19 protein-coding genes and 1 other RNA gene are annotated in these 19569 nt (G+C 35.4%); 10 read left to right on the top strand and 10 right to left on the bottom strand.

Going from position 1 to position 19569, the window contains the following annotated elements; genetic code table 11:
* Positions 1 to 42: 42 nt before the first annotated feature.
* Together AB9K26_RS02995 and AB9K26_RS02990 are read right to left on the bottom strand one after the other, a co-directional pair.
* Positions 43 to 660, bottom strand: coding sequence for an outer membrane beta-barrel protein (locus AB9K26_RS02995; protein WP_369971050.1), 618 nt, complete (start codon positions 658 to 660; stop codon positions 43 to 45).
* 141 nt (positions 661 to 801) lie between these two features.
* Positions 802 to 1332, bottom strand: a complete 531-nt coding sequence (locus AB9K26_RS02990) for an outer membrane beta-barrel protein (protein WP_369971049.1) — start codon at positions 1330 to 1332, stop codon at positions 802 to 804.
* 234 nt (positions 1333 to 1566) lie between these two features.
* Between AB9K26_RS02990 and xerD the strand changes: the two genes are divergently transcribed.
* Positions 1567 to 2475: a site-specific tyrosine recombinase XerD gene (xerD, locus tag AB9K26_RS02985; RefSeq protein ID WP_369971089.1), complete on the top strand. Its 909-nt coding sequence runs from the start codon at positions 1567 to 1569 to the stop codon at positions 2473 to 2475.
* A gap of 243 nt (positions 2476 to 2718) precedes the next feature.
* Here xerD and rny read toward each other — a convergent pair whose 3' ends face one another.
* The 4 genes from rny to AB9K26_RS02965 form a co-directional block, all read right to left on the bottom strand.
* Positions 2719 to 4296 carry a ribonuclease Y gene (gene rny / locus AB9K26_RS02980; protein WP_369971048.1) on the bottom strand — a complete coding sequence of 526 codons (1578 nt, stop codon included), beginning with the start codon at positions 4294 to 4296 and terminating at the stop codon, positions 2719 to 2721.
* Positions 4297 to 4419: 123 nt separating this feature from the next.
* Positions 4420 to 4527, bottom strand: a non-coding RNA gene (gene ssrS / locus AB9K26_RS02975) — 6S RNA.
* Between the two features lie 55 nt (positions 4528 to 4582).
* Positions 4583 to 4876, bottom strand: coding sequence for a cell division protein ZapA (locus AB9K26_RS02970; protein ID WP_369971047.1), 294 nt, complete (start codon positions 4874 to 4876; stop codon positions 4583 to 4585).
* A 15-nt stretch (positions 4877 to 4891) separates the two neighbouring features.
* Positions 4892 to 5182, bottom strand: a complete 291-nt coding sequence (locus AB9K26_RS02965) for a hypothetical protein (RefSeq protein ID WP_369971046.1) — start codon at positions 5180 to 5182, stop codon at positions 4892 to 4894.
* 256 nt (positions 5183 to 5438) lie between these two features.
* Between AB9K26_RS02965 and AB9K26_RS02960 the strand changes: the two genes are divergently transcribed.
* Together AB9K26_RS02960 and AB9K26_RS02955 are read left to right on the top strand one after the other, a co-directional pair.
* Positions 5439 to 7124 carry a M23 family metallopeptidase gene (locus AB9K26_RS02960; RefSeq protein ID WP_369971045.1) on the top strand — a complete coding sequence of 562 codons (1686 nt, stop codon included), beginning with the start codon at positions 5439 to 5441 and terminating at the stop codon, positions 7122 to 7124.
* 10 nt (positions 7125 to 7134) lie between these two features.
* The gene (locus tag AB9K26_RS02955; RefSeq protein WP_369971044.1) at positions 7135 to 9612 is read left to right on the top strand and encodes a carboxypeptidase-like regulatory domain-containing protein; all 2478 of its coding nucleotides are present in this window, start codon (positions 7135 to 7137) and stop codon (positions 9610 to 9612) included.
* Here AB9K26_RS02955 and AB9K26_RS02950 read toward each other — a convergent pair.
* Positions 9609 to 10754: a cysteine desulfurase family protein gene (locus tag AB9K26_RS02950; RefSeq protein ID WP_369971043.1), complete on the bottom strand. Its 1146-nt coding sequence runs from the start codon at positions 10752 to 10754 to the stop codon at positions 9609 to 9611. The genes AB9K26_RS02955 and AB9K26_RS02950 overlap by 4 nt on opposite strands.
* A 134-nt stretch (positions 10755 to 10888) precedes the next feature.
* Between AB9K26_RS02950 and AB9K26_RS02945 the strand changes: the two genes are divergently transcribed.
* The gene (locus AB9K26_RS02945) at positions 10889 to 11824 is read left to right on the top strand and encodes a hypothetical protein (protein ID WP_369971042.1); all 936 of its coding nucleotides are present in this window, start codon (positions 10889 to 10891) and stop codon (positions 11822 to 11824) included.
* On the opposite strand, the gene AB9K26_RS02940 is transcribed toward AB9K26_RS02945, so the two are convergent.
* Both AB9K26_RS02940 and AB9K26_RS02935 read right to left on the bottom strand, forming a co-directional pair.
* Positions 11821 to 12372: a Smr/MutS family protein gene (locus tag AB9K26_RS02940; protein ID WP_369971041.1), complete on the bottom strand. Its 552-nt coding sequence runs from the start codon at positions 12370 to 12372 to the stop codon at positions 11821 to 11823. The genes AB9K26_RS02945 and AB9K26_RS02940 overlap by 4 nt on opposite strands.
* Positions 12369 to 12566, bottom strand: a complete 198-nt coding sequence (locus AB9K26_RS02935) for a hypothetical protein (RefSeq protein ID WP_369971040.1) — start codon at positions 12564 to 12566, stop codon at positions 12369 to 12371. Before AB9K26_RS02935 ends, AB9K26_RS02940 begins: the two co-directional genes overlap by 4 nt.
* Before the next feature lie 221 nt (positions 12567 to 12787).
* Between AB9K26_RS02935 and AB9K26_RS02930 the strand changes: the two genes are divergently transcribed.
* From AB9K26_RS02930 to AB9K26_RS02920, 3 genes are read left to right on the top strand one after another with little or no spacing between them, the layout of a single operon-like run.
* A complete protein-coding gene (locus AB9K26_RS02930) occupies positions 12788 to 14590 on the top strand; it encodes a T9SS type A sorting domain-containing protein (protein WP_369971039.1) in 1803 nt (600 codons plus the stop codon).
* A gap of 57 nt (positions 14591 to 14647) precedes the next feature.
* Complete coding sequence (locus tag AB9K26_RS02925) at positions 14648 to 14938, top strand: DUF2752 domain-containing protein (RefSeq protein WP_369971038.1); 291 nt, start codon at positions 14648 to 14650, stop codon at positions 14936 to 14938.
* Between the two features lie 11 nt (positions 14939 to 14949).
* On the top strand, positions 14950 to 15291 hold the full coding sequence (locus AB9K26_RS02920; protein WP_369971037.1) for a CCC motif membrane protein: 342 nt from the start codon (positions 14950 to 14952) through the stop codon (positions 15289 to 15291).
* A gap of 65 nt (positions 15292 to 15356) precedes the next feature.
* On the opposite strand, the gene rocD is transcribed toward AB9K26_RS02920, so the two are convergent.
* A complete protein-coding gene (rocD, locus tag AB9K26_RS02915) occupies positions 15357 to 16637 on the bottom strand; it encodes an ornithine--oxo-acid transaminase (protein WP_369971036.1) in 1281 nt (426 codons plus the stop codon).
* 249 nt (positions 16638 to 16886) lie between these two features.
* Here rocD and rlmD point away from each other — a divergent pair, with 249 nt between their 5' ends.
* From rlmD to AB9K26_RS02900, 3 genes are read left to right on the top strand one after another with little or no spacing between them, the layout of a single operon-like run.
* Positions 16887 to 18302 carry a 23S rRNA (uracil(1939)-C(5))-methyltransferase RlmD gene (gene rlmD, locus AB9K26_RS02910; protein WP_369971035.1) on the top strand — a complete coding sequence of 472 codons (1416 nt, stop codon included), beginning with the start codon at positions 16887 to 16889 and terminating at the stop codon, positions 18300 to 18302.
* Positions 18299 to 18847: a DUF6452 family protein gene (locus tag AB9K26_RS02905; protein WP_369971034.1), complete on the top strand. Its 549-nt coding sequence runs from the start codon at positions 18299 to 18301 to the stop codon at positions 18845 to 18847. Before rlmD ends, AB9K26_RS02905 begins: the two co-directional genes overlap by 4 nt.
* Entirely contained in the window at positions 18810 to 19559 is a 750-nt protein-coding gene (locus AB9K26_RS02900; RefSeq protein WP_369971033.1) for a DUF6048 family protein, read from the top strand. The genes AB9K26_RS02905 and AB9K26_RS02900 overlap by 38 nt, the downstream gene beginning before the upstream one ends.
* Positions 19560 to 19569 lie beyond the last annotated feature (10 nt).

The following is a 19569-nucleotide window of genomic DNA, read 5'->3' as shown; positions in this document are numbered from 1 at the left end:
AGCAGCCTTATGGCTGCTTTTAAAATATAGATATTTTGATAATTACAATCTGAACTTAGCTCCGATTGAAAGCTCCTTGAAATCAACGTTCAAACCAAAAGAATTAATTGATTCAGCACCATCAAAATCAGGCTTTAAACTTGAATATGAAAGAATACCCATTTGAGCAAAAATTGCAAAACAATCACTCATCCAGAAAGTAGCTCCAGCAAATGCACCTACTGTAAATCCATTCACTTTGTAATCGTCTGATTCCAAGTTATAACTAGTCGTCTCATAACCTGCACCTGCACCTACCCATGGCACAAATCTATGCTCAGGATTAAAATAGTAAGTTGCATGTCCTAATAAAGATATTGTATTGTTGTCAATAGTATCAACATCACCAGATTCAGCTTTATTAGACATATAACCTACAGAAGCTCCAACCGACCAATTTGGGTTGAACATGTAAAGCACACTTGGCATAATAGTAAAAGCACTGCTTGAGTTATCATCTTGAGAGGTAGATGAAAAACCAACTGCACCACTAAGGATTATATCACCTTGCTCATAACCGCCAGTGAACTTGTCATTTCCATTTCCGTCATCACCATCTTGAGCGACAACGCTAGTTAATCCGAATACTGCTACTGCAGCGAAAAGTAATAGTTTTTTCATAATATATTTGATTAAGTTAAAAAAATGAGACGTAATATAAATTTATGTACAGTCTCTTTATCGTTTATTTAGTTTATTAAAACAATAAAGGGAGGCCATCAAATGGCTTCCCTTTACCCTATTTATGTAAAAAATACATTTTTAGAACTTATATCCTACACCTACACTAAGTGTGTTAATCTTCCAGCTAGCATCACCGTCACCAGTGTAATGATCGTTTAATTGGAAACCATATCTAGCTTGCACAAAGATATCTTCGTTGATGTCGTAACCAACACCAGCAGCTAATTGAAGGTTCATTTTAGTTGTGTCATCAGTAGCATCTAATGCATCACCTAAATCTCCACCAACAAGTCCAACTTGAGGACCTAATTGAATGTTAAATTCTTCAGAAACATTGTACTTAGCAATTGCGTTCAAAGAGAACATAGCAAGATCACCTGCAATTGAATAAGTCAATTCTGGTTGTACGCTAAATTCCTCAGAAATTCCAATTTGAGCGAAACCACCAATGTGGAAACCAGTTTCAGAAGTAGTCGCACTAAAACCTCCAGATTCCGCTTTAGCAGAATGAATCGACAATCCACCTAACACACCAAATGAAGTTTCTTGTGCATTAACATTAAATAAGCCAAATACTGCAACAACAGCAAATAACATTAATTTTTTCATAATTTTTAAGTTTTTAAAATTGATTAGTACAAACTAAATACTTTTTTTTCAATTAACGAACATTATTTTGCTACTTATTAACAATTTTGTCAACATGAATAATTAAATTATTGATAATCAATATTTTAAAATTACGTTTATTAACAAATTTTTCAAAAAATACGACAAATAGCGTATGGATTTCATTGTAAAACCCTACTTTTAATGCCCACAAAACATCGATTTTGGGTCATTATGAAATGGATAAATGCAATTAAAGATTATGAGCACTATCTAAAGATAGAGCGTGGACTGGCCCAAAACTCAATTATCAATTATTCAAAAGATGTTGAGAAACTAGTCTCCTACCTTGACGATAAAAGTATTGACATCTCCCCTTTAAGTATTAATAAAGATACCATTCAAGAGTTTATATACGATGCATCAAAACATATCAATGCTCGATCCCAATCAAGATTAATCTCTGGTTTACGTAGTTTTTTTTCCTATCTGGTTTTTGAAGATTATAGAACCACAAATCCTTTAGATCATATTGAGTCCCCTAAAATTGGACGTAAACTACCAGATACCCTTAGCATTTCAGATATTGATCGCCTGATTTCAGCAATCGATTTAACAAAATGCTACAACAATATATATATAGGTGAGCGCAATCGTGCTATTCTGGAAACTTTATATAGTTGTGGACTTCGAGTAAGCGAGTTGATCAATTTAAAACTCTCTGATCTGTTTTTTGAGGAAGGGTTTGTGAAAGTTACAGGTAAAGGCAATAAAGAACGCTTTGTGCCCATTGGACCAAATACCCAAAAGTATATAAATATTTGGATGACAGAACGCGCCAAAATAGACATCGCTGAAACATTTAAAGACACTTTATTTTTGAACCATAGAGGCCAACAGCTTACTAGAGCGATGATTTTCACCATTATTAAGCAACTTGCAAAAGCCATTAATCTTAATAAAACGATATCTCCTCATACTTTTAGGCATTCCTTTGCTTCCCATTTATTGGAAAATGGAGCCGACTTAAGAGCTATTCAGTTGATGCTTGGTCATGAAAGTATCACCACAACTGAGATTTATATGCACGTTGATCGCTCTCATTTAAAAGAAGTGCTCCTAAAACACCATCCAAGAACCTGACTTTTTCAATTGTTTTAGATGATTACTTAATGAAGTACTTCCAAAATGGAACCTTCTTTTTAATTTAGTTTATAGATAAAAACCCTTTAGGGAATATAAATTAACAACACCAAATTTTGAAAATGAAACTTTTAGGTAGTTGATTCATTTGAAAATATCTTGTTTAAATCGGAACATTTACACATCCTATCTCAAAACAAAAAGCGCTCTTTTAGAGCGCTTTTACTATTTAGTTTACGTGTTTTATTTGGCTATGTTTACAGCTCTAGTTTCACGAATAACGGTCACTTTAACCTGACCTGGATAGGTCATGTCTGTTTGGATTTTCTGGGAAATTTCAAAAGACAAGTTTGCTGCTTGGTCGTCTGACACTTTTTCACTTTCTACCATAACCCTTAATTCTCTACCAGCTTGGATAGCATAGGCTTTATTAACTCCACTGAATCCGAAAGCCACATCCTCAAGATCCTTTAAACGTTGGATATAAGAATCTAGTACCTGACGTCTAGCTCCTGGTCGTGCTCCAGAAATAGCATCACACACTTGAACTATAGGTGATAACAATGTCGTCATTTCTATTTCATCATGATGCGCTCCAATAGCATTACAAACTTCTGGTTTTTCACCATGCTTTTCAGCCCACTGCATTCCTAAAATCGCGTGAGGCGTTTCCATATCAGCTTCAGATGATGGCACTTTACCAATATCATGTAATAAACCTGCTCGTTTCGCCAATTTAGGGTTTAGACCTAATTCAGCAGCCATGACACCACAAAGTTTTGCTACTTCACGTGAGTGTTGCAATAAATTTTGTCCGTAAGACGAACGGTATTTCATACGACCAACCAACTTAATTAATTCTGGATGCAATCCATGAATTCCTAAGTCGATAACCGTACGCTTACCAACCTCAATGATTTCTTGTTCTATTTGCTTTTGGGTTTTCTTTACGATTTCTTCTATTCGCGCAGGATGGATACGACCATCTGTCACTAATTTATGTAAAGACAAACGTGCGATTTCCCGTCGCACAGAATCAAAACAAGACAAGATGATTGCCTCAGGTGTGTCATCAACAATAATTTCAACACCAGTAGCTGCTTCAATAGCTCTGATATTTCGACCTTCACGACCTATGATTCTACCTTTAACATCGTCAGATTCTATATTAAATACAGAAACACAATTATCAATGGCTTCTTCGGTGCCAATGCGCTGGATTGTATTAATGATGATTTTTTTAGCCTCTTGTTGAGCCGTCAGCTTAGCCTCTTCCATGGTATCTTGCAGATAACTCATGGCATCGGTTTTGGCCTCACTTTTCAAAGATTCGATAAGCTGTGCTTTGGCATCTTCAGCGGAAAGTCCAGAAATAACCTCTAATTGTTTGATCTGGCTTTTATGAGCCTTTTCAACCTCTTCCTTTTTCTTTTCCAAGAACTCCAGACGAAAGTTGTAATCCTTGATTTTGTCTTCAAGACTTTGATTGGATTTTTTGGCTTTTGCCAATTCACTTGATATTTGTGATTCTTTATCACGCGTTCGCTTTTCAGCCTCTGCAATTTTTTTATCCCTGGATAAAATTACTTTTTCATGCTCAGACTTGAGTTCGATAAACTTTTCCTTAGCCTGAAGTATTTTATCTTTCTTGATGGATTCACCTTCACTAGTAGCGTCCTTTATCAAGGATTTTGCTTCGTTTTTAGCATCCTTTATTATTTTTGACGCATTACTTTTTTCTATAGATTTTGCAATAATATATCCCAATATTACTCCTAATACTACACCACCGACAATTAACAAAATTGTATTTGTTTCCATTTTCTAGTTAGTTTTTATATTCTTGATAACAGTATCAATGCTTCCATTTTACATGGAAATTACTTAACAACAACACCTATCATTGTTAAAAAAAAAGCCTACATCGGTTATATGTTTTGTATTAAACTCCTTAAAAACAAGTTTAGGGCTAACAAACTGATCAAAAATCTGCTCAAAGGCAGCTCGATTTTACAGCTTAGACTCACCCTTTTTAAAGAATTAACGTTGAGTTTATCAAAAAATTAACTAATGTAGGCAGTAACCTAATATTGTATTTAAAAGAACGTTAAGCGCTTAAATGCTCGTGTAAAAGTTGGTTCAAGGCATCTAGCTTCGATTCGACTTCAACACTTACTTCGGCTTTATCTATTTTTTTCTGTTCCACTTGAGAGGCAAACTGCAAAGCACACATGGCTAAAACATCTTGTTTATCTCTAACGGAATAGTTTTGTTCAAACTGGCTTATCATGGCTTCAATTTTTTTAGCTGCCTTTCGCAACCCTTCTTCCTGATCTGGCGCTATGGTTAAAGGATATACTCTGTTAGCTATTGATAGCTTTATTTTAAGCTTTTCTGCCATTAAATCTTGTTACATTCATTCAGATAATTGTGCAATGCAATGGTCAATATCTCTGATTAATGTGTTTATTTTAAGCTTAGTTTCTCTATTATTTTCGTCACTGCCAAGTAATGAATTTGCCATTTTTAGAGCTTCGTATTTTTCAACCCAAGTACTTATTTCCTCTTGTTGTTGAATATGCTTTTGCTGTAGACTTGCCAATTCTTCAGAAAGTTTGTGATTCGTCTGCTTTAACACTTCATGTTTATGCAAGACTTTACTGATTTTGTTCTCTAAAGAATCTACAATATCTTCAATCTTACTCATTTACAAATTTCAATACTAACGTAACAAAGTTAACATACCTAATCAAAATTAACAATAGTTTTGGTATTAAATTTTTAAAGCATAATCAAAGTAAGTGTTTATAAAGGGTTCAAAAGATTTTTTAAATTCAAAAAAGATTCTCTGCTCATTTTATATTTTTGAAACAGATTAAAAAATCAATATTATTATAGAATATTTTCTATATTTAAAAATAAATTTATAATTTCACGTTATAACCTAAACATACGATTATTGCATGCGATATTTCCTTGCCCTCTTTTTGTTGTCTTTATTTGGATATGCCCAAAACCCATATCCACAAGATTATTTCAGAAGTCCATTAGACATCAACCTAATCTTATCGGGAACTTTTGCAGAATTACGATCTAATCATTTCCATTCGGGTCTGGATATCAAAACCCAACAACGAACTGGGCTGAATGTGTATGCAGCCGCTGAAGGCTATGTGAGTCGGATAAAAATTTCACACTTTGGATACGGAAAAGCACTATACATCACACATCCTAATGGCTATGTGTCAGTTTATGCACATTTGGAAAAGTTTGCACCAAAAATAGAAGCGTATATAAAGGCACTGCAATACAAAAAAGAAAGTTACGAAATTGAGGTCTTCCCTACTCCTGATGAGCTTCCAATAAGTAGCGATGAGATTGTTGCCTTCTCTGGAAATTCAGGAAGTTCTGGTGGACCACATCTTCATTTTGAAATTCGTGACAATGCTGAACGACCAATCAATCCAATGCTTTTCGGAATTCAAATTAAAGATTCCAAACGACCAACAGTTAGAGGCATTTATGCGTACCCTAAAGATCGACGTTCACATGTAAATGATGTAAAAAAGCGAAACGAACTACGATTGATTCCCAATAAAAATGGAGATTATAGTGTCGAGCCTATAGAAGCTTATGGCAGCATTGGTTTTGGTGTGATTTCAAATGACCAGCTAGATTTTGCTTACAATAGGAATGGCGTTAGTAATATCCAAACCTTTTACAACGGCAACAAAAATTTTGAAATGGATTTCAAGCGTTTCAGTTTTGATGAAAGCAAACACCTTAACCGTTACATCGATTTTGAAATGTTCAAAACCGAAAAGACACGAATTCAAAAGCTATTTGTTCAACCAGGCAACACCTTAAGCATGCTAAAAGATGTAATTGACGATGGCTATATTACCGTTGAAGACAGTACTGCTTCGGTGTATAAAATTCGGATTCGTGACTTTGAAGGTAATGAAAGCTGGGTTTCTATTCCAATAAATGGTAGAAAGACCAAAGAAAAACTCGAAGTTCCCGAAGTAAAACCTGCCTATTATGTACAAGCTCATGAGCCTCTACGTTTAGAGAAAAACAATGTTTCGGTGTATTTTCCAAGTGATACCTTTTACGATGATTTTCATATTGATTTTGCTGTTAAAAGCGATACTTTGAAACTTCATGAAGATGTTGTGCCATTATTGAAAAATTTCACCATCAGCTACAACATCGAAAACTATTCAGAAGAGGACAAGAACAAGCTTTTTATTGCTAAACTTTACGGCTATTATCAACGTCCTGGATACATCAATACCTCACGCCAAGGTGATGTGCTAACGGCAAGAACTAAATCTTTAGGAACTTTTGTACTTGCGACAGATACTGAAAACCCAACCATTACGCCTGTTAATTTCCAAGATGGGAAATGGATGAGCAAAGCAGAAGACCTTCAGTTGAAAATAGACGATGACTTGTCAGGTATTGCAAATTATCGTGCGACCATTAATGGCAAATGGATCTTAATGGAGTATGATTACAAAAAAAACACCTTGACCTATAACTTTAATGACAATGTGATTTCAGATACTGAAAACAATTTGAAAGTAATTGTTATAGATAATATTGGAAATAGTTCTACATTTGAGGCAACGTTTTTTAGAAAATAATAGAAGTCTTTTGAAAATCAATATTCAATTCCTGTTTTTATTTGTTCTCTTGCCTTGTATTGGCTTTACTCAATCAGCAACTGTTAAAGGTGTCATTTTAGACGATGGTGACCTTCCTATTTACAATGTCAACATCAAAGCTGGCGAACGAGGAACAACATCAAACGAAAACGGATTTTATGAATTGAAAATACCTGCAAATGAAGACATCACGATTGTCTTTACACATTTATCCCATAAACGTATTGAAGCTACCTTCAATTTAAAAAATGGTGAAGTCATCGAGTTCAATCCCGTTATGAAAATTGAGGTCGAACAAATTGCTACAGTAGTCATTAACAGCAACACCAAGCAATCTGTTGAAGGAGTTGTTTCTGTTCCTCCAGCCATTTTACGAACTATAAAAGGCGCACAACCTGGTGTTGAAAATATTTTGAAAACACTACCTGGTGTTAATGTGTCTAATGAGTTGAGTACCCAATACTCCGTTCGTGGTGGTAACTTCGATGAAAACTTAGTGTATGTCAATGAAATTGAAGTTTACAGACCGTTTTTAATTCGTTCTGGACAACAGGAAGGCTTGAGTTTTGTCAATACAGATTTGGTTCAGAATGTTGATTTTTCCGCTGGTGGCTTTCAAGCTAAGTATGGCGATAAATTGTCGTCGGTATTAGACATTACATATAAAACTCCGATAAAATTTGGTTTGAGCGTTGATGCCAGTCTTTTAGGTGGAAGTATCGCTGCGGAAACAGTTAGCAAGGATTCAAAATTTTCTGGAATTGTAGGTTTACGTTATAGAGACAATAGTTTGTTCATCAACTCCCTTGAAACAGAAACCAATGTGGTTCCTGTTTTTGCTGACGCGCAGACTTATTTGACCTATAAGTTTTCAGATAAATTCCATTTGAATTTTCTAGGAAACATTTCAGTGAACAAATACGATTTTCAGCCTCAAAACAGACAGACAAATTTCGGAACTATCGACGAGCCTGTTGCTCTTTTAGTGTTTTATGAAGGACAAGAAAAAGACCAATACATTACCTCTTTTGGTGCCTTTAAAGCCAATTACTTTGTTAATGACGATTTGACGCTCAAATTGATTGGTTCTGCATATCACACTACAGAGGAAGAGTATTTTGATATTTTAGGTCAATACCGTTTAGGTGAAGTGAACAGCAATATTGGAGATGAGAACTTGGGTGAGGTTGAGTTCAGTGAAGGCATTGGCTCTCAACTTACGCATGCAAGAAATGATTTAGATGCTTTAATTGTTAATGTAGAGCATAAAGGAAATTACGACATTGATGAGGAAAGTAATTTTGAATGGTCTTTGAAATATACTCATGAAGACATTAGAGATCGCTTAGTTGAATGGGAAGTAATTGACAGTGCTGGTTTCTCTGTTCGTCCGCCAATATTCGATGTACCAAACGAACAGCCTTACGAACCTTTTGAAGGACCTTTGGTTGCTTTCGAAAATGTAAGAGCGACCAATGAAGTTCAAATAGACCGTTTACAAGCTTATCTGCAATGGAGCAAACGCTCAACTCTTGGAAACAATGAAGTATTCTATAATGCTGGTGTACGTGTTCATAATTGGACTGTCAATAGCGAAGTCCCAAATCAAGACGGTATTACCAGTTCAACACAAACCGTGTTTAGTCCGAGAGCCCAGTTCGCCATCAAACCAGATTGGGAAAAAGACATGCTTTTTAGAGCTGCTGCCGGATTGTATTATCAGCCTCCTTTTTACAGAGAGCTAAGGGATTCATCAGGTGTGGTGCAACCAGATGTTAAAGCGCAAAAATCGTTTCATGTTGTGTTAGGCCACGAATACAGCTTCAAAATGTGGGATCGACCATTCAAATTGGTTACAGAAGCCTATTACAAAAAATTGACAGATGTCAACCCTTATACGTTGGAAAACGTTCGGATTCGCTACAGAGCCAAGAATAATGCCGAAGCTTATGCTTTAGGTTTAGACATGCGCTTAAACGGTGAATTTATTGCCGGAACTGAAAGTTGGTTTAGTTTCGGTTTTCTTAAAACTGAAGAAAATATTGATGATAGAGGCTACATTTCAAGACCAACCGATCAACGGTTAAAGTTTGGAGCCCTGTTTCAAGATTACATGCCTAATCTGCCAGACCTGAAGATGTATCTTAATTTAGTGTACAACACAGGAGTTCCTGGTGGCTCACCAAGTTACGCTGACCCTTATGTCTTTCAAAACCGTTTGCCAGATTACAAGCGTGCTGATGTTGGTATATCCTATCTTTTGGTAGACCCAAATAAAACGTATACGAAAAGATGGAAACAACGTTTCAAGGAATTATCGGTTGGGTTTGAGATTTTCAACATCTTTAACGCTCAAAACTCAATTACCAATACTTGGGTAAGAGATGTTTATAGCAAGCGTCAATACGCCATTCCAAATTACTTAACACCTAGGGTTTTTAATATTCGAGTCAGTACTAGATTTTAATCTTTGGCAATTTCCCTTAAAACGCCTAAGGCATAATCAATATCTTCTTTGGTATTGAAAATACTGAATGAGAAACGTATCGAAGGATCACTCAAGTCCTCTTCATTCAAAATCTCGGTAAGCACGTGTGAGTTTTGGTGGCTTCCACTTTGACAAGCACTGCCTCTTGAACATGCCACACCTTTTAAATCTAATTGAAATTGTAACATGGAGGCTTTTTCTGAAGCAATTGGCAAACGAACATTTATTAACGTATACGTGCTATCATCTGAATTTTCGCAAGCACCATTGAATTCTGCCTTCGTAAAAATTGTTTTTAAACCTTCAATAAAGTAGGCTTTTAATTCTTGAATATATAGGCTTTCTTTATCAAGATTATCATAAGCTATCTGAAGCGCTTCAGTCATTCCAACAATATTGTGTATTGCCTCTGTACCAGCTCTATAGCCACGCTCCTGTTCACCTCCAAAAACTGAGGCTTTAATTCCAGAGTCTTTACGTATAAATGCGAATCCAACTCCTTTCGGACCGTGAAATTTGTGAGCGCTTGCCACTATGAAATCTATGGGGATTTCAGTTAGGTCTAAATGGTAATGCCCAACAGACTGCACTGTATCACTATGAAAAAGAGCATTGTGCGATTTACACATTTTAGCAACTTTAAGGATATCAAGCTTATTCCCTATTTCATTATTTACATGCATCAAAGTCAGCAACTGCTTTTTGTCAGTATTTAGAAGTTGCTCTAAATGTTTTAAATTGACATGACCATCACTGTTTAAATCAACAAATTTCACTGAAATCTCAAATTCATCTTGTAGAGATTCGACAGTATGAAGTACTGCATGATGTTCTATTTTTGATGTAATAATTTCTTCAACCCCTAAATCTCTCACAGCACTACGTAAGATTAAATTATCAGCTTCAGTGCCACCTGATGTAAACACGATTTCACTTGATTTTACTTTAAAAAAGGTCGCTATTTTTTTTCTACAATTTTCAACTAAAGCTTTAGATTCTCTTCCGTAACTATGTGTTGATGAAGGGTTTCCGAAGTTGTAATTTAAAATTTCAAGCATGCGTGTAGCCACCTCTTTTCTAAGTGGTGTTGTAGCAGCATTGTCTAAGTAAACTCTTTTCATGGAATACAATCTCAAGTGCAAAGATGCAACAATAAGCTGGTAAAAAAAACACCTCAATTATGCTCAAAATATTTTGTTAATCCTATAGTTTAAAAATTTCAAATCTCTATTTTTGTTTTTTATAGATTTCAATGATGCGAAAATTAATATCTCTCTTCTGCTTAGGCTTATTGTTTACAACTTGTGATGATGGTGATATTTTTGAAGTCACTCTCGATTTTGGAGATACCTTTTCCCAATGTGGTAATAATAGTTTGGTTTTTTATAAAATCAATGAAAGCACCAATGAAACCTTATCGATACAAATTCCATCATTAACCCTTGAAGATATTCTTGATGTAGACGACACCAATACCTACGAGGAATCATTTTCGTTAGGAGGAACCAATAAATTCAACTACAGGTCTTACGGCAGAACACCAATGGCAAATTTTTTCTGCAATGACATTCCACCTGCTAACCTTCAGATAGACAAAGACGAAACCAGTATTTCTGGTCAAGTTACCATATTTACCGAACTTGTTGAAGATGACGAAGATGGTATCCAAAGAGAAGATGAAGACATCAATCAAAACGGTGATTTGGAGGATGATGACACAGATAATGATGGAATTCCTAACTATTTAGATGTCGATGATGATGGCGACAACGTCTTAACCATTAATGAATTAGATACAGATAACTTGGATGGTGATGATAATCCGCTTACAAACCCAATGGATTCTGATGGTGATACCATTCCTGATTATTTAGATACAGATGATGATGGTGATGGTGTTCTCACAAGAGATGAAGAAAATATCAATGCAGACAACAATCCAACCAATGATTTTACTGAAATCAATTCATTAGTTGCCGATTATTTGAATCCAAATGTTACAATTACGGTTCCAGCTACAGCATTTAGAAACCATGTGATTCAACAAGATTATGTGGTTAAAGCACTTTTAACCAATATTTTATTACCATCAATTACGCAACAGAATTTAGACTTCGGAACTTTAGCGCCTAGCAGCAACAATCAAAGTTTACTATCAACTACGCGACCAGGAAATGCGGTCTTTAATTAAGGCCTCACATTTTGATAAATATATACTTCCGTTGCTCCAAATCCGTACTTTTGAAGATCGGCATCATAAAATTTTACATTATCATAGCGTCTAAAAAGGGTTTCCAGTTCCATTTTTAGCACACCTTCACCAACGCCGTGTATAAAGACGATTTTCTGAATATGTTTACGCATTGCGAACTCTAATTGACGTTTTGCCGTATCAACTTGTAAGGTCAATTTATCATGACTCGTCATACGATGCTCATGGTCTGTGAGCTTATGGATATGTAAGTCAACTTCCATTGCAGGTTTCGAACGATCTTTGGTTTTTCTATTATTGACAGGTTTTTTTCTTGACTGTTCCTTTTCTTGTATAACGTCTTTGATCTTTCTTATGTTAAGCTGTTCAGAAGACAACCTACTTTCTTTGACTAATTCGTTAGAACGGAACTGTAAAACAAAACCATCCGAAGACTCCACAGCTATTGTATCAGCTTCCACATCAACTACAGTTCCGGAAATATCCTCATCTAAAACCGAAACCTTATCTCCTTTTTTAAATTTCATGAATCTGGCAAATTATCGTGATCATCCTCCTGATTGTGCTTGCTTGGTATGTTTTTGGAAATTCTATAAATTCCCATCATTAAGACCACTATTCCAGCAATAAGAATAATTTGGTTTTGATCTTCACCAGCCTGAGCGTAAATCGCTACAATGGCACCAATTAGAATTAATAAATAATTGATTTTCTTTGACATAGTATAAGTTTAACGGTAAAATAATACGACTTATCGAAATTACACTTTTAAATCATATATTCAAGTGCTTATTTTTTAATTTACAACTGTTTTCCCACAACATCTAAAGGCTATTGTACATAAACCAATAAATTATTTATGGTTATAATTTAGTTGATAAAAAATTTATGAATTTCAATTAAAGACTATAATAATCAATACCTTAGCAGAAATCCGTTGTTATGAAACATCTCTTACCTTTATTTTCATTAATTGCCTTCTTCAACTTTACAAATGCTCAATCTGACTTATTTGTTAGTAATGGTAGCTTTGTTTTTGTCGATGGAACAGGTTTTACCAGTGATCCAAATGTGGCACCTTTATTTGTCACCGACGATGTCAATATCCAGAACTCTGGAAATATCTACCTAAGAAATGATGCCCAATTACTTCAAGGAACAGGCACAACTGGAAATAGTGGCTTCGGTGAATTAAGTGTGTTTCAAGAAGGAACTGTTAATCAATATGCCTATAATTATTGGTGCTCTCCAATTGGTGCTGGTTCTGCATCTAACGGAAATGATGATTTTACAGTTAATCTAATTGATGAAACTACTGGCTTAATATCAAGTACAGATGTAGCTTTTACAGCTGGTTATAATAGTTCTACAGGACCATTGACCATTTCCAATAGATGGTTATTTACCTTTATTGCTAGTGATGAGTATAGTGAATGGGTTTACAATGGAGAATCAGGAAATATAAACCCTGGATTAGGTTTTACCATGAAAGGTGTTGGTACTGGAGTTTTTGGAAGTCAACAATATGATTTTAGAGGCAAACCTAATAACGGAACGATTACCAATACAGTTGCTGCTCCAGTTGGTGGCGTTGATCAATGGACTTTGGTTGGAAATCCGTACCCTTCTGCTCTAGATGCAGCGGACTTTATTCATGATACACAAAACTCAAGTAACATTAATGGGACACTTTATTTCTGGGAGCAACAACCTGGAGCTAGTTCACATTATATAGCCGATTATGTTGGTGGTTATGCTACTTACACTATCAATGCTGCTGGAACAGTAGAATCGTTTACAAAAGCCACCTTCTTGACATATCTTCAAGATGGCACACCAACTGCTTTACCTGGCACTATAAGTCCGACAACCAAACAAGTTAGACGTTATATTCCTATCGGACAAGGATTTATGGTTTCTGGAACTACCAATGGAACTGTAAGAACGACTAATGCCATGCGTGAATTTTACAAAGAAGCTGATACGGATAGCGAATTTTTTAGAACCTCTGAAGCCGACTCAAATACTTCTGATGATGAATACAGCAATTCTATTCCTGACGACTACAAGCGTTTTAGAATTTATGTCGACTTTAACGATCTTTACACAAGAGAGCTCTTGATGAATTTCCACAGTACTGCAACTGATGGATTTGATTACGGATTGGAAGGTCGTAGTCCAGAAGGTCCAGCTTCTGATGCATATTGGGTTTTAGACAATGTTCCTTATGTGATTCAGGCATTTGATTTCAACACGGATCTGAGGATTCCTTTGGTTATAAACTTAGATGAACAAATGAGTTTAAGAGTAAGAATACACGATATTCAAAATTTTGCAGATGACCAACCAATTTATTTGCACGATAAAGTCAATAATACTTATACAGACTTAAGATATCAAGATTCTAATTTCAATCTTGAAAGCGGTGCTTTTTCTGAACGATACGAAATCACCTTTACTAATGAGGATACTTTGACTACAGAAGAGATTTCAATAAATGACTTCTTAGTTTTCCAAGATAATTCAAAAGAGCAACTAACCGTTAAAAACCCGAACCTTCTTGACGTAAGAAGTGTGACATTGTATGATACTTCCGGAAAACAAGTGTTCCATAAAATAGGACTTGATAATCAAGAAATCTATCACTTCTCAACAAAATCCTTAAGTGATGGTATTTACGTAACGGTTATTTCAACTGAAAACGGTAATTCTATTTCGAAAAAATTAGTGGTAAAAAATAAGTAAATTCACTTTGCTTTTGTTTCTTTTTGATACCTTTAACGGGTAAAATCATGTTAAACCATGTCATTTCCTGAAGAATATATGTTACCATGCCTGAACAAGAAACTACTCGGTTTTGAGTGTATGGGTTGTGGTTTGCAACGTTCGGTATCTTTAATTTTTCAAGGTGAATTTATTGCTGCATTTCATATGTATCCTGCCATTTATACGCTTATGCTTATGTTTGGATTTATTGGATTGAATTTTTTCAAGAATTATAAGTTTGCCCAAAAAATTATTATACCGTTAGCAATAATCAATGTTGCTATTATTCTAGGAAATTTCATACTTAAAACTTTTATTAACCACTAACTTTAAAATCTATGGATCAAGTACAACAAAAATTACCAAATGCAACTACTGCTTTAGTCTTAGGAATCATTTCATTTATTGCCTGTTGTTGCAGTATGGGTATTGGCGGATTTATTTTTTCAGGGATCGCTCTTTATCTCGTAAAAAAAGACACGAAACTATATGCTGAAGACCCAACCGCTTACTCAAATTACAGTCAGTTGAATACCGCTAAAATTATAGCCTATATTGGATTAGCGCTTGCTGCTCTTTCATTCTTATGGTCAATGTACAACATCTATTCTCTAGGAGGATGGGATGCTTACATGGAGCAAGTACAGCAAACCATGGATCAAATGCAAAATGCAGGGTAACACCTCTCTATATAAAAAAAGCGACCTTTCTTTGATTGGTCGCTTTTTTATTTTAATACGTTATTTTAATCTTCGAATTGTTTCAAGGTTTTTGTGATAATACTCACGCAATCCAATAATTGTTCTTTATTCATCACTAATGGTGGTGCAAATCGAATGATGTTACCATGGGTTGGCTTTGCTAAGAGTCCATTATCCCTTAATGCCAAACAAATGTTCCAAGCAGTGTCACTATCTTCATCATCATTGATTACAATGGCATTCAATAAACCTTTACCACGTACCAATTTCACAATAGAACTATGTTCGATATAACGATTCATTTCACTTCGGAATAATTCACCCAATTCATAAGCATTATCAGCTAGGTTTTCTTCTTTCACGACTTCAAGAGCGGCAATGGCAACAGCAGCAGCAATCGGATTTCCTCCAAACGTACTGCCATGATTTCCTGGCTGAATAACATTCATAATTTCGTTATTGGCAAGAACAGCAGACACAGGATACAAACCACCACTAAGGGCTTTTCCTAAAATTAAAACGTCTGGTTTTACTTCTGGTGTTCCTGAACAATCCTTATTGGGACAACTACAGTTTCCACAACTTGCCAATAAACGTCCTGTTCTTGCAATTCCTGTTTGCACTTCATCAGCTATAAACAATACATTGTACTTTTCGCACAATGCTTTCGCTTCTTTCAAATAATTGTCGCTTGGCACATAAACACCTGCTTCTCCTTGAATAGGCTCCACTAGAAATCCGGCAATATTCGGATTTGAATCCAATACTTCTTCTAAAGCTTTTAAATTATCATATTCAACTTTTACAAAACCATCAGTGTAAGGTCCAAAGTTTTTTCTAGCGATAGGGTCGTTGGAAAACGAAATGATCGTTGTGGTTCTTCCATGGAAATTGTTCTTACAAACGATGATTTCAGCCTTGTTCAAATCGATCCCTTTGACCTCGTAAGCCCACTTACGACAAAGCTTTAAAGCTGTTTCAACAGCTTCAGCACCTGAGTTCATAGGTAACATCTTATCAAACTTAAAGTATTCCGTAGCATACTTTTCATATTTCCCCAACATATCATTGTAAAATGCACGTGAGGTCAATGTTAATCGTTGCGCTTGCTCAACCATTGCATTGACAATCTTTGGGTGACAGTGTCCTTGATTTAAAGAAGAATATGCCGATAAAAAATCATAATACTTTTTACCTTCAACATCCCAAACAAAAACACCTTCACCTTTACTCAACACAACGGGTAACGGATGGTAATTTTGCGCGCCATACTTGTTTTCTAAAGCCATCGCTTCCTGCGATGAAATGTGGTCTAAAACAGCCATTTTAAATTTGTTTTTTAATTAATAAAATAACCATTCCTACTGTACCTTTATTCTTTCGAAGAGTCACGAAAAAGCAGCGTGGGAGAGAAATCATCCCTAGAGCTTGCAAAATAATAAATATCTATTTCTTCTTAAAACTATTGTTTGTGTTTTAAACATTTATAGCCAAAAAAAGCCTTCCTAATAAATTATTGAAAGATATTATTGTCAAAAGACTTAATTTCTTGAAGTGATTATTATTTTTGTCGCATGCCGAGACGAAAAAACAAAAAGCAAATTTTTGAAAGCATTGAAGTAATTGATGCTGGTGCTAAGGGAAAAGCTGTGGCTAAAGCTCCTGATGGTCGCGTGATATTTATTTCCAATGCTGTTCCTGGAGATTTAGTAGATGTACAAACCTTCAAAAAACGTAAAGCCTACTTTGAAGGTAAGGCCATTAAGTTCCATACGCTTTCGGAAAAACGAACAGAGCCAAAATGTGAACACTTTGGTGTTTGTGGTGGTTGTAAATGGCAACATTTAGATTATAAGCATCAATTGGAGTTTAAAGAAAAGGAGGTCGTTAACAATTTAAAGCGTATTGGACATTTAGAACTTCCGGAAGTCACACCAATCTTAGGATCTAACAAGCAATACTTCTATAGAAACAAAATGGAGTTTTCATTTAGTGATTCAAGATGGTTGACCCAAGAAGAAATTGCTTCAGATACTACTTTAAAAGACAGGAATGCACTTGGTTTTCATATTCCAGGAATGTGGGATAAGATTTTAGATATCAACAAATGTTGGCTTCAAGAAGACCCTTCCAACGCTATTCGCAACGAGGTTAAAAAATTTGCTGTAGAAAACGAACTTGAATTCTTTAATACAAGACAGCAAACGGGATTCTTGCGAACCATGATGATCAGAACTGCTTCTACCGGACAAATCATGGTTGTGATTCAATTTTATAGAGAAGAAAAAGAAAAAAGAGAGCTTCTTCTAGATCACATTGCAAAAACCTTTCCTGAGATTACATCGCTTCAGTACGTAATAAATGAGAAGGGAAATGACACCATTTATGACCAAGAAGTAATTTGCTATACAGGTACAGATCATATTTTTGAGGAAATGGAAGGGCTGAAATTTAAAATCAATGCCAAGTCATTTTATCAAACCAACTCTGATCAAGCTTACGAACTGTATAAGATTACCCGAGACTTTGCCAATTTAAACAAAGATGAATTGGTGTATGACCTATACACTGGCACTGGAACTATTGCTCAATTCGTTTCAAAACAGTCAAAACATGTTGTAGGTGTTGAAGCCGTTCCTGATGCCATTACAGCTGCTAAGGAAAATGCACAATTAAATGGAATTGAAAACGTTGACTTTCATGTTGGTGATATGAAAACTGTTTTTAATGACCGCTTCATTTCTGAACATGGAAAACCAGATGTGGTCATTACAGATCCACCAAGAGATGGAATGCATAAAGATGTTGTAGCGCAACTTTTAGCTATTTCACCTGAACGGATCGTTTATGTGAGTTGTAATAGTGCCACACAAGCAAGAGACATAGCGTTAATGAAGGATGTATATCAAATAACAAAGTCACAAGCAGTAGATATGTTTCCTCAAACGCATCATGTGGAAAATGTTGTACTTTTAGAAAAAATTAAGTGAACAAAAATTCAGACGAATTGACTATTAAGACCTTTTTTAAATCTCTTATTCTAATTTTTTTAGTCTTAAGCGTTAGCACATGTGAACGTGACGATATCTGTCCTGAAGACGTCCCAACAACGCCAAGGCTTATCATCGAATTCTTTGACATCTCTAATCAAGAGAGCAATGTGAACGTGCCGAGTTTTAGAGCCCAAGGTGTCGGAAACGAAGCTCCACTTGATGCTTACTCTGGTAGTGCTGCTGCTGGTAGTATAGAACTCCCTTTAAAAACAAATGAAAACTCAACAAGTTACAGTTTTATAAGAGATTATGAAGTTGATGAAGACGGAGTTGTAAGCGGGAATGAAGATGTCATTACTATCAACTATGCCCTAGAAAATGTTTATGTATCTAGAGCCTGTGGTTACAAAACCGTTTTCAGAAACGTTAATATCATTATCAATGGCGACAGTGATCTTTGGATTGTACTGGCACAACCAATAAACGATAATCAATCAGTAGAAGATGAAACAGAAACACATTTTAAACTTTTTATTCAGTAGTTATCTGCTTCTCTTTTCTGTGATGTCTTTCGCACAGAATTCAGACGAGTCTGAAAAACCTTCAGACACACTAGTATTTAAGCAAAAATACGGATTAAGACTTGGTGCTGACCTCAGTAAAATAGCGAGAACCTTTATTGACGATGATTATACTGGGTTTGAGATTAATGGTGATTATCGGTTTTCTAAAAGACTTTATCTTGCGGGCGAATTAGGTACAGAAGAAAAAACTATTGAAACCGACTTTCTGAGCGTAACTGCAACAGGTAGTTATTTCAAGGTTGGAATAGATTACAACGCCTATCAAAATTGGTTGGACATGCAAAACATGATTTATTTTGGTTTGCGAGGTGGTATTAGCACGTTTAGTCAAACCCTTAATAACTATACCATATATAATACTAATCAATATTGGCAAACACAGTTCTCTACAGATGAATCGCAAGAAGTTAAAGGCCTAACTGCTACTTGGGCAGAACTTATTGTAGGAATCAAAGCGGAATTGTTTAACAACCTCTTTCTCGGACTCAACGTTCAACTTAAAGCCATCATAAGTGAAGATCAACCAGATGGTTTTGAAAATCTTTTTATACCTGGCTACAATAGGACTTATGATAGTGGTCGTTTTGGTGCCGGATTTGGATACAACTTATCCTACTTGATACCAATTATTCGAAAAGATAAAAAGGTGGTCGTTGAAAATGAAGAGTAATTTTTTTTCT

This window comes from Psychroserpens sp. XS_ASV72 (assembly GCF_041224425.1).
In the GTDB taxonomy this organism is placed as follows: domain Bacteria; phylum Bacteroidota; class Bacteroidia; order Flavobacteriales; family Flavobacteriaceae; genus Psychroserpens.
This window is presented reverse-complemented; position numbering and strand designations above follow the sequence as displayed.

Coding starts and splice junctions, on each gene's coding strand:
- AB9K26_RS02900 (WP_369971033.1), top strand. CDS start 18,810: ATGAAACAGAAACACATTTTAAACTTTTTATTCAGTAGTTATCTGCTT.
- rlmD (WP_369971035.1), top strand. CDS start 16,887: ATGCCGAGACGAAAAAACAAAAAGCAAATTTTTGAAAGCATTGAAGTA.
- AB9K26_RS02995 (WP_369971050.1), bottom strand. CDS start 660: ATGAAAAAACTATTACTTTTCGCTGCAGTAGCAGTATTCGGATTAACT.
- rocD (WP_369971036.1), bottom strand. CDS start 16,637: ATGGCTGTTTTAGACCACATTTCATCGCAGGAAGCGATGGCTTTAGAA.
- AB9K26_RS02950 (WP_369971043.1), bottom strand. CDS start 10,754: ATGAAAAGAGTTTACTTAGACAATGCTGCTACAACACCACTTAGAAAA.
- AB9K26_RS02935 (WP_369971040.1), bottom strand. CDS start 12,566: ATGTCAAAGAAAATCAATTATTTATTAATTCTAATTGGTGCCATTGTA.
- AB9K26_RS02945 (WP_369971042.1), top strand. CDS start 10,889: ATGCGAAAATTAATATCTCTCTTCTGCTTAGGCTTATTGTTTACAACT.
- AB9K26_RS02925 (WP_369971038.1), top strand. CDS start 14,648: ATGTCATTTCCTGAAGAATATATGTTACCATGCCTGAACAAGAAACTA.
- xerD (WP_369971089.1), top strand. CDS start 1,567: ATGAAATGGATAAATGCAATTAAAGATTATGAGCACTATCTAAAGATA.
- AB9K26_RS02940 (WP_369971041.1), bottom strand. CDS start 12,372: ATGAAATTTAAAAAAGGAGATAAGGTTTCGGTTTTAGATGAGGATATT.
- AB9K26_RS02920 (WP_369971037.1), top strand. CDS start 14,950: ATGGATCAAGTACAACAAAAATTACCAAATGCAACTACTGCTTTAGTC.
- AB9K26_RS02930 (WP_369971039.1), top strand. CDS start 12,788: ATGAAACATCTCTTACCTTTATTTTCATTAATTGCCTTCTTCAACTTT.
- AB9K26_RS02970 (WP_369971047.1), bottom strand. CDS start 4,876: ATGGCAGAAAAGCTTAAAATAAAGCTATCAATAGCTAACAGAGTATAT.
- AB9K26_RS02965 (WP_369971046.1), bottom strand. CDS start 5,182: ATGAGTAAGATTGAAGATATTGTAGATTCTTTAGAGAACAAAATCAGT.
- rny (WP_369971048.1), bottom strand. CDS start 4,296: ATGGAAACAAATACAATTTTGTTAATTGTCGGTGGTGTAGTATTAGGA.
- AB9K26_RS02960 (WP_369971045.1), top strand. CDS start 5,439: ATGCGATATTTCCTTGCCCTCTTTTTGTTGTCTTTATTTGGATATGCC.
- AB9K26_RS02990 (WP_369971049.1), bottom strand. CDS start 1,332: ATGAAAAAATTAATGTTATTTGCTGTTGTTGCAGTATTTGGCTTATTT.